9 protein-coding genes are annotated in these 8,499 nt (G+C 61.1%); 5 read left to right on the top strand and 4 right to left on the bottom strand.

Annotation, left to right across the window (positions count from 1 at the left end):
* Positions 1-175: 175 nt before the first annotated feature.
* A complete protein-coding gene (locus ACIP1G_RS20935; RefSeq protein WP_400740424.1) occupies positions 176-1,060 on the bottom strand; it encodes a LysR family transcriptional regulator in 885 nt (294 codons plus the stop codon).
* Between the two features lie 146 nt (positions 1,061-1,206).
* Here ACIP1G_RS20935 and ACIP1G_RS20930 point away from each other — a divergent pair, with 146 nt between their 5' ends.
* The gene (locus ACIP1G_RS20930; protein ID WP_400740422.1) at positions 1,207-2,226 is read left to right on the top strand and encodes an alpha/beta hydrolase; all 1,020 of its coding nucleotides are present in this window, start codon (positions 1,207-1,209) and stop codon (positions 2,224-2,226) included.
* A 40-nt stretch (positions 2,227-2,266) separates the two neighbouring features.
* Here ACIP1G_RS20930 and ACIP1G_RS20925 read toward each other — a convergent pair whose 3' ends face one another.
* Positions 2,267-2,659 (bottom strand): hypothetical protein, encoded by a 393-nt coding sequence (locus ACIP1G_RS20925; protein ID WP_400740421.1) that lies wholly within the window; start codon positions 2,657-2,659, stop codon positions 2,267-2,269.
* Positions 2,640-3,704, bottom strand: a complete 1,065-nt coding sequence (locus tag ACIP1G_RS20920) for a polymorphic toxin type 44 domain-containing protein (protein ID WP_400740419.1) — start codon at positions 3,702-3,704, stop codon at positions 2,640-2,642. The genes ACIP1G_RS20925 and ACIP1G_RS20920 overlap by 20 nt, the downstream gene beginning before the upstream one ends.
* A 224-nt stretch (positions 3,705-3,928) precedes the next feature.
* Here ACIP1G_RS20920 and ACIP1G_RS20915 point away from each other — a divergent pair, with 224 nt between their 5' ends.
* Positions 3,929-4,651 carry a pirin family protein gene (locus tag ACIP1G_RS20915; RefSeq protein ID WP_400740417.1) on the top strand — a complete coding sequence of 241 codons (723 nt, stop codon included), beginning with the start codon at positions 3,929-3,931 and terminating at the stop codon, positions 4,649-4,651.
* Positions 4,652-4,768: 117 nt separating this feature from the next.
* On the opposite strand, the gene ACIP1G_RS20910 is transcribed toward ACIP1G_RS20915, so the two are convergent.
* Positions 4,769-5,062, bottom strand: a complete 294-nt coding sequence (locus ACIP1G_RS20910; RefSeq protein ID WP_400740415.1) for a DUF1330 domain-containing protein — start codon at positions 5,060-5,062, stop codon at positions 4,769-4,771.
* A gap of 78 nt (positions 5,063-5,140) precedes the next feature.
* Here ACIP1G_RS20910 and ribBA point away from each other — a divergent pair, with 78 nt between their 5' ends.
* From ribBA to ACIP1G_RS20895, 3 genes are all read left to right on the top strand, one after another.
* Entirely contained in the window at positions 5,141-6,262 is a 1,122-nt protein-coding gene (gene ribBA / locus ACIP1G_RS20905) for a bifunctional 3,4-dihydroxy-2-butanone-4-phosphate synthase/GTP cyclohydrolase II (RefSeq protein ID WP_400740413.1), read from the top strand.
* A gap of 297 nt (positions 6,263-6,559) precedes the next feature.
* Positions 6,560-7,585: an ABC transporter substrate-binding protein gene (locus ACIP1G_RS20900; RefSeq protein ID WP_400740411.1), complete on the top strand. Its 1,026-nt coding sequence runs from the start codon at positions 6,560-6,562 to the stop codon at positions 7,583-7,585.
* Positions 7,582-8,499: an ABC transporter permease gene (locus ACIP1G_RS20895; RefSeq protein ID WP_201207091.1), complete on the top strand. Its 918-nt coding sequence runs from the start codon at positions 7,582-7,584 to the stop codon at positions 8,497-8,499. Before ACIP1G_RS20900 ends, ACIP1G_RS20895 begins: the two co-directional genes overlap by 4 nt.

Genomic DNA, 8,499 nt, shown 5'->3' with positions numbered 1-8,499 from the left:
CTAGCAAGGGTGGCATTCGCCCTGATGAAAAATCAGGACGAATACACCACCAAAGGCATCAAACCGGCTTGCTGAAAACCATAGAATCTCCCACAGGTACTCCACAGTACTCAGGGCTTGTGATTTCCCTGTGGGAGCGGGTTTACCCGCGAAGAGGCCCGCCCGGTGTTGAAGGTCAGAGCTGCACCAACCGCTCACGCAGGAAACTCACAAACCCCTGCACCGGCCGCGCCACCTGCCGGTGCTGCGGGTACACCGCCGACAGCTGCAACGCCGGCGTCACCCACTCATCCAGCACCGTCACCAGGCGCCCATCCGCCAGCGCCTGCCCAACGATAAAGGTAGGCAAATAGGTCACCCCCATCCCGGCAATCGCCGCGTCCCTCAGCATTTCGCCGTTGTTCGCCCGCATCCGCCCGGTCACCTGGATCGCCTGTGCCTTGCCACCCTGCCGGAACTGCCATTGCACCTGCCGCGAATGCCCATAAGGCAGGCAATCATGCCCGGCCAGCTCTTCCGGCTTGGCCGGCACTCCCCGTGCATCAAGGTACGCCGGGCTCGCGCAATACACCCGCTCGACATCGGCAATGCGCCGGGCAATCAGGCTGGAATCCTCCAGCGCACCAATGCGCAGCGCCAGGTCATAGCCCTCACCAATCAGGTCCACCGCGCGGTCACTGAGGTCCACCTCCACATCCACCTGCGGGTGCAACTGCAGGAATTCGGTCAGCAAGCAGCCCAGGTGCGTCATGGCAAACGACAGCGGCGCACTCAGCCGCAAGGTGCCGCGCAAGGCCTGGGCCTGGCCGCTGATGTCGTGTTCCACCTGCTGCACCTCGCCCAGCAGGCGCAGCGCCGACTGGTAGTAATGCTGGCCCAGCGGCGTGGCGTCCAGGCGCCGTGTGGAGCGGTTGAGCAGGCGCACGCCCAGGCGCTCTTCAAGCTGCATCAGGCGCCGGCTGACCGATTGCTTGGACATACCCAGGCGGTCGGCGGCAGCCGTGAAACTGCCGGCCTCCATAACCTGGGCAAAGATCCGCATGTCTTCGTAAGGGTTCATTGTCTCGCTCTTGGTGACAGTCAAACGCTTTATAGCGGCTTTTTCCCACCACTGCATCTCCTTAATCTACACACAAGTCGCAGCGATGGCCCAGCAGGCCAGGCAAGACGCCCATTACCAACACTTGCACAGAAAAGGATTCGCTCATGAACATTGTCCACAAAACCCTCACTGCCTCCCTTCTCGCCCTGTCTGTCTCCAGCGCCTTTGCCGCTGGCAGCCCAGGCGTCGAGCAGCACACTCAGGCCTTCCTTGAAGCCCTGGAACAAGGCGGCGGCAAGCCACTGGAGCAACTCAGCCCGAAAGACGCCCGCGCGGTGCTGACCGGCGCCCAGGCTTCGGTCAAGGTCGACCTCTCCGGTATCGAGGTAAAGGAACACACCATCCAGGCCAACGGCGAGTCGATCAAGCTGCAAGTGGTACGCCCGGCCAATGTGAAGGGTGAGTTGCCCGTGTTCATGTTCTTCCACGGTGGCGGCTGGGTGCTGGGCGACTTCCCGACCCACCAGCGGCTGATCCGCGACCTGGTGGTCGGCTCCGGTGCGGTGGCGGTCTATGTCGACTACACCCCGTCGCCGGAAGCGCACTACCCGACGGCGATCAGCCAGGCCTACGCCGCGACCCAGTGGGTGGCCGAGCACGGCAAGGAAATCGGCGTGGACGGCAAGCGCCTGGCCGTGGCCGGCAACAGTGTCGGCGGCAACATGGCGGCGGTAGTGGCGCTGAAGGCCAAAGAGGCCGGCACCCCTGCCCTGCGCTTCCAGCTGCTGCTGTGGCCGGTGACCGATGCCAGCTTCGAGACTGCGTCGTACAAGCAGTTTGCCGAAGGGCACTTCCTGACTACCGGAATGATGAAATGGTTCTGGGACAACTACACCACCGATGCCAAGGCCCGGGCACAGACCTATGCTTCCCCGCTGCGAGCCAGCAGTGAACAATTGAAAGGGCTGCCGCCAGCGCTGGTGCAAACGGCTGAGTTCGATGTGCTGCGCGATGAAGGTGAAGCGTATGCTCGCAAGTTGAATGCGGCGGGGGTGACTGTCACTTCAGTACGCTACAACGGGATGATTCATGACTATGGGCTGCTCAACCCGTTGAGCCAGGTGCCGGCTGTAAAGGCGGCAATGCGGCAGGCGGGCACCGAACTCAAAGTGCATCTGCAGTGAGTCGATAAGCAAAGGACCCGCCTAGACGGGTCTTTTGCTTCTATTGTGGAAGTGGCCCGCAGGCTTCAATGAATCTGCCATCGGTGCGGCTATCTATGGCACCGTCCGCCCCGATGTAGATATCAATACTAGGCCATCTAGGTTTGGCCCGGATGCAGTGCGATTTCCCACGGTTGTTCCAATACAACTCCATGAAAAACTGGTCGTTCGGGAAGATATGCCCTGCGCCTCCTGTGGCTTCACCCGGGTATATCTCACCTTTTGATATATCGTGCTGGACGTTCAGGATGTAGCCGAGACGCCCCTGGCCTTTGTCAGAAAAATGAAAACTCACCTGAGGTGTGGCGACATACCAAAAGATAATAGGCGCAAGCATTATCACCACGACCCAGCGCCAGATATACCGTTTTGGTTTATTTGCAGGCGTGATCAACTATGGCACCTCCCCAGCTTGAGCGTGGCAATGCTAACACTTCGGCCATGAGTATCTTTGCCGTAATCCCACCATTTGGGTGCAGCTGGTGCAGTTTGACGCCAATGCTGATGGCGACACGATCACCTATGTCATCCCAGGCCCGCAGCCCTTCTATATCAGCGGAGCGATGGGGGCCTTTGCGATCAGCCCACTTTTGAACTTTCCGAATAGAGTCTGATGCAATCTGCTCAAGTCCAGCACCATCCAGAAGAACACTTTCTGAAAGGCCACCTGCCCGTCCTACATAGCCGTAGTGGATGTTCGACCAGATGTCGTAGAAGTAGTCGACTTCACCTTGCTTCTGCCAAACCCCGCCAAATCGTTGCGCAATCGCCACCTTATGGTCCCATGGCCTATTCTGACCAACCCGCTCTGTCCATAGCGCCATCGCGGCAGCAGTGTTACCCACCATCATTGCTTGAAAGTCAGGCGGTAATAGACGGGCATACCAAGGGAGCTTCTTGAATTTTGCATGTTCCTCTGCGGCGTCAAAGCTGGTCAGCTTCTTCATTTTCACTACGGATGGGTGTGTGATGTTGCGATTCATTTCCCCAGCGATATATCTGGCCACCTGTTCCATCATGTCAGGATCTTCGCAGATCACAGGCTGCGGCCTATTTCCTGCTAGCGAAGTTTTGATGGGTGAAGTGGAGCCGGCTTGACCTGAGGTTGCCGCCTGGCTTGCCTGCTGTGCCGCCGCGGGGCTTGTCGCTAATCTAGGTCCCCCAGTGGCCATGACACGGTTACTGCCCTCTGGACAACCACACTTAACCAGCGCCCCATCTACCACGGCTGGTTTGCCTTCGATTTTGAAGAAAGGCTGTCCTTCAGCGATTACGCCGGGCTTCTTGCATTCCGGGCACTCTGTCGTGGCATCCCCAAGGCGCAGCGCACGCTGGTTGTTCCCCCGATAGTGGGTACTGCTGGCTATGCACACCGCCCCGGTGGTAGTGAGGTCGCCATCGAGCGCCTGTCCTTTGCCATGTATCGATATCCGTGTCATGAGCAAATCCCTGTATGAAAACCCCGACGCTATCACCGGCAAAACGGACAGAGACCGAGCGGCGGAAAATTCAGATTTGCCCTACAAAAAACCGGATAACTGTCACTCATGACAAGACAGTCATTCCACTCAGAGACTATTTTTTTAAGATATTGGTGACAGTAAAGTTATCTCCATCGACAGCACGGCAGCCCTCCCGGCCCCGGCATTCAAGGAGAATCACCATGCTCACCATCCGCAACGCCCAAGACCGCGGCCTGGCCTTCCATGGCTGGCTGAAGTCCTTCCACACCTTCTCGTTCGGCCACTACCGCAACCCGGACGAGCAAGGCTTCTCCGACCTGCTGGTGATCAACGACGACCGGGTCATACCAGGCAAAGGCTTTGGCCAGCACCCGCACCGCGACATGGAGATTTTCTCCTACGTGCTGGAAGGCGCGCTGGAGCACAAGGACACGCTGGGCACTGGCTCAGTGATCCGCCCAGGCGATGTGCAGCTGATGAGCGCCGGCCATGGCGTGGCTCATAGCGAGTTCAACCACAGCCAGGCACAGCCGGTGCACTTCCTGCAGATCTGGATCGTGCCGAACGTGCAAGGCGCCACGCCGCGTTACCAGCAACAGCATTTCAGCGCCGAAGAAAAACGCGGCAAGCTGCGTTTGATCATCTCGCCGGATGGCGCCGAGGGCTCGTTGCAGGTGCGGCAGAATGCGCGGGTGTATGCCGGTTTATTCGACGGTGACGAGCGTGCCAGCCTTACCTTGCCGGAAAACCGCCATGCCTATGTGCATGTGGCCCGGGGCAGCATTGAGCTCAATGGGCAGGTGCTGAATGAAGGGGATGGGGTGCGGGTGCGGCAGGAACAGCTGCTGGAGCTGGGTAACGGGGCGGATGCCGAGGTGCTGGTGTTTGACCTGCGGCCGCATGAATTGCCTGGTATGCCGTAAGGCAGGTCCGGCCCTTTCGCGGGTAAACCCGCTCCTACACAGGTCACCACAGATTTCGAATTCGGTGGTGACCTGTGTAGGAGCGGGTTTACCCGCGAAGAGGCCGGCAAATCCAGCTCAGGTCTCAAACCCTTCGACAATGATCACCTCAGCCTTCGCCACACCCTGGCGATGGCTGCATGCCTCCTGATACAGCTCGGACCGGTAACACGCCACCGCCTGCTCGTACGAATCAAACTCGATCACCACGCTACGCTGAGGAGTAGGCCGCCCTTCCATCGCCTCACTGCGCCCGCCACGGGCCAGGAAGCGGCCGCCGAACGCCTTGAAGGCAGCCGGGGCGCGCTGGGTGTACTGCTGGTATTGCTCGGGGTCGGTCACGTCCACATGGGCGATCCAATAGGCCTTCATGCGCTGCTCTCCTGTCACGGCGATATTTGTGTATGATGGTATACCATAAAAATCACCCCACCACAGTGAGCGTGCAACATGGCTTTCAACACCATCGAGGAACTTCTCGAGGACTACCGGCAAGGCAAGATGGTCCTGCTGGTGGATGACGAGGACCGCGAAAACGAAGGCGACCTGCTGATCGCCGCCGAGCGTTGCGACGCCCAGGCCATCAACTTCATGGCCCGTGAAGCACGTGGGCTGATCTGCCTGACCCTGACCGACGATCACTGCCAGCGCCTGGGCCTGGAGCAGATGGTGCCGGCCAACGGCAGCGTGTTCAGCACCGCGTTCACCGTGTCGATCGAAGCGGCTACCGGCGTGACGACCGGCATCTCCGCCGCCGACCGGGCGCGTACGGTGGCCGCAGCCATGGCCCCCAATGCCCGCCCCGAAGACCTGGTGCAACCTGGCCATATCTTCCCGCTGCGTGCTCGCGAAGGCGGCGTGCTGACCCGTGCCGGGCACACCGAAGCCGGTTGCGACCTGGCGCGCCTGGCCGGCTTCAGCCCGGCTTCGGTGATTGTCGAAGTGCTCAACGACGACGGCACCATGGCCCGCCGCCCCGACCTGGAAGTGTTCGCCGCCCAGCATGGCATCAAGATCGGCACCATCGCCGACCTGATCCACTACCGCCTGAGCACCGAGCAGACCATCAAGCGCATCGGCGAGCGCGAGCTGCCGACCGTGCATGGCACCTTCCGCCTGGTCACCTACGAAGACCGCATCGAAGGTGGCGTGCACATGGCCATGGTGATGGGCGATATCCGCCGCGAACAGCCGACCCTGGTGCGCGTGCATGTGATCGATCCGCTGCGTGACCTGGTCGGTGCCGAATACGCCGGCCCGGCCAACTGGACGCTGTGGGCGGCGCTGCAGAAAGTAGCCGAGGAAGGCGCTGGCGTGGTGGTGATCCTGGCCAACCATGAATCCTCGCAGGCCTTGCTTGAGCGGGTGCCGCAACTGACCCAGCCGTTGCGGCCTTACCAGCGTGGGCAGTCGAAGGTGTACTCGGAAGTGGGCACCGGAGCGCAGATTCTGCAGGACTTGGGCGTGGGCAAGCTGCGTCACCTGGGGCCGCCGCTGAAATATGCGGGGCTGGCGGGGTATGAGCTGGAGGTGGTGCAGAGCATTCCCTTCGAGCCCGGGATGGTGGGCTGATAACACATAAGCAATTGATGTAGGAGCGGGTTTACCCGCGAATGCGATGGTGATGCCACCGACGCATTCGCGGGTAAACCCGCTCCTACATGGGGCGGAGTGATGGCCGGTCGCCTCATACCTCTTGCCAAAAGTTTGGAATACCATAATATGATATCCCGTAGACCTTGAATCTCCAGGCCGGCACCTACAATTACAAACGGCCACAAGACACTTTGTTTTAGCTGCTCCCCGAACACTGTTGGCGGGCGCACCAAAAGCCCCGCCTCGAATAACAAAAGCAACGAGGGCGTAACCATGCTGTTGAGCAAACGTGTAACCGCAGTGCTGTCCGCCAGCCTGCTGACCCTGGCGTGTCAGGCCGCCCAGGCCGCTGACAGCCTGAACTTCGTCAGCTGGGGCGGTACCACCCAGGACGCCCAGAAAGAAGCGTGGGCCGTCCCCTTCAGCAAAGCCACCGACATCAAGGTCGTCCAGGACGGCCCTACCGACTACGGCAAGCTCAAGGCCATGGTCGAGAGCGGCAACGTGCAGTGGGACGTGGTCGATGTCGAAGCCGACTTTGCCCTGCGTGCCGCCAGCGAAGGCCTGCTGGAACCCCTCGACTTCAACCAGATCAAGCGCGACAAGATCGACCCGCGCTTCGTCTCCGACCACGGCGTCGGCTCGTTCTTCTTCTCCTTCGTGCTGGGCTACAACGAAGGCAAGCTCGGCGCCAACAAGCCGGTCGACTGGTCTGCGCTGTTCGATACCAAGACTTACCCCGGCAAACGCGCCCTGTACAAATGGCCGAGCCCCGGCGTGCTGGAACTGGCCCTGCTGGCCGACGGTGTAGCCCCCGACAAGCTCTACCCGCTGGACCTGGACCGCGCCTTCAAGAAGCTCGACACCATCAAGCAAGACATCGTCTGGTGGGGCGGTGGCGCCCAGTCGCAGCAACTGCTGGCCTCCGGTGAAGCCTCGCTTGGCCAGTTCTGGAATGGCCGCGTCTATGCCCTGCAACAAGATGGCGCACCGGTTGGCGTGAGCTGGAAGCAGAACCTGGTCATGGCCGACTTCCTGGTCATCCCAAAAGGCGCCAAGAACAAGGACGCGGCCATGAAGTTTCTGGCCAACGCCAGCAGCGCCGAAGGCCAGGCCGAGTTCGCCAACAAGACCGCCTACGCGCCGGTGAACGTCGACAGCGTGGCCAAACTGGACAAAGACCTTGCACCGAACCTGCCGACCGCCTACGCCCAGGACCAGGTCACCCTCGACTTTGCCTACTGGGCCAAAAACGGCCAGGCCATCGCAGCCCGCTGGAATGAGTGGTTGGTCAAATGAAAGTCGCCATCAACGCCCTGCATAACGCGCAAGGTGCCCCCACGGGCGCCGGCGCCCCGGGAACGGCCCCCCGCCGCGTCAGCCTGAGCCAACGCTGGAAGGGCAGCCGCAACCTGCTGCCGGCCCTGCTGTTCCTTGGCCTGTTCTTCTTTGCCCCGCTGGTCGGCCTGTTGCTTCGCGGGGTGCTGGAGCCAACGCCGGGCCTGGGCAACTACGAACAGTTGTTCGCCAACTCGGCCTACGCACGGGTGCTGTTCAACACCTTCTCGGTGGCCGGCGTAGTCACCCTGATCAGCGTGCTGCTGGGCTTTCCGCTGGCCTGGGCGATCACCCTGGTACCCAAGGGCTGGGGCCGCTGGCTGCTGAACATCGTGCTGCTGTCGATGTGGACCAGCCTGCTGGCGCGCACCTACTCGTGGCTGGTGTTGCTGCAAAGCTCGGGGGTGATCAACAAGGCGTTGATGGCCATGGGTATCATCGATGCCCCGCTGGAAATGGTGCACAACCTCACCGGCGTGGTGATCGGCATGAGCTACATCATGATCCCGTTCATCGTGCTGCCGCTGCAGGCGACCATGCATGCCATCGACCCGATGGTGCTGCAGGCCGGCTCGATCTGCGGCGCCAGCCCGTGGACCAACTTCTGGAAGGTGTTCCTGCCGCTGTGCCGCTCGGGGCTGTTCTCCGGGGCGCTGATGGTGTTCGTGATGTCGCTCGGTTACTACGTCACCCCGGCCCTGCTGGGTGGTGCGCAGAACATGATGCTGCCCGAATTCATCATCCAGCAGGTGCAGTCGTTCCTTAACTGGGGCCTGGCCAGCGCCGCCGCCGCACTGCTGGTGGTGATCACCCTGGTGCTCTTCTACCTGTACCTGAAGCTGCAGCCGGAATCCCCGGTTGGCAACGCGAGGTAA

Source organism: Pseudomonas sp. NPDC089392, from assembly GCF_044749595.1.
Lineage (GTDB): Bacteria > Pseudomonadota > Gammaproteobacteria > Pseudomonadales > Pseudomonadaceae > Aquipseudomonas.
The sequence above is the reverse complement of the archived record's forward strand: the minus strand, read 5'-3'. Positions and strand labels throughout refer to the sequence as shown.

Coding starts and splice junctions, on each gene's coding strand:
- ACIP1G_RS20935 (WP_400740424.1), bottom strand. CDS start 1,060: ATGAACCCTTACGAAGACATGCGGATCTTTGCCCAGGTTATGGAGGCC.
- ACIP1G_RS20930 (WP_400740422.1), top strand. CDS start 1,207: ATGAACATTGTCCACAAAACCCTCACTGCCTCCCTTCTCGCCCTGTCT.
- ACIP1G_RS20920 (WP_400740419.1), bottom strand. CDS start 3,704: ATGACACGGATATCGATACATGGCAAAGGACAGGCGCTCGATGGCGAC.
- ACIP1G_RS20915 (WP_400740417.1), top strand. CDS start 3,929: ATGCTCACCATCCGCAACGCCCAAGACCGCGGCCTGGCCTTCCATGGC.
- ACIP1G_RS20910 (WP_400740415.1), bottom strand. CDS start 5,062: ATGAAGGCCTATTGGATCGCCCATGTGGACGTGACCGACCCCGAGCAA.
- ribBA (WP_400740413.1), top strand. CDS start 5,141: ATGGCTTTCAACACCATCGAGGAACTTCTCGAGGACTACCGGCAAGGC.
- ACIP1G_RS20900 (WP_400740411.1), top strand. CDS start 6,560: ATGCTGTTGAGCAAACGTGTAACCGCAGTGCTGTCCGCCAGCCTGCTG.
- ACIP1G_RS20895 (WP_201207091.1), top strand. CDS start 7,582: ATGAAAGTCGCCATCAACGCCCTGCATAACGCGCAAGGTGCCCCCACG.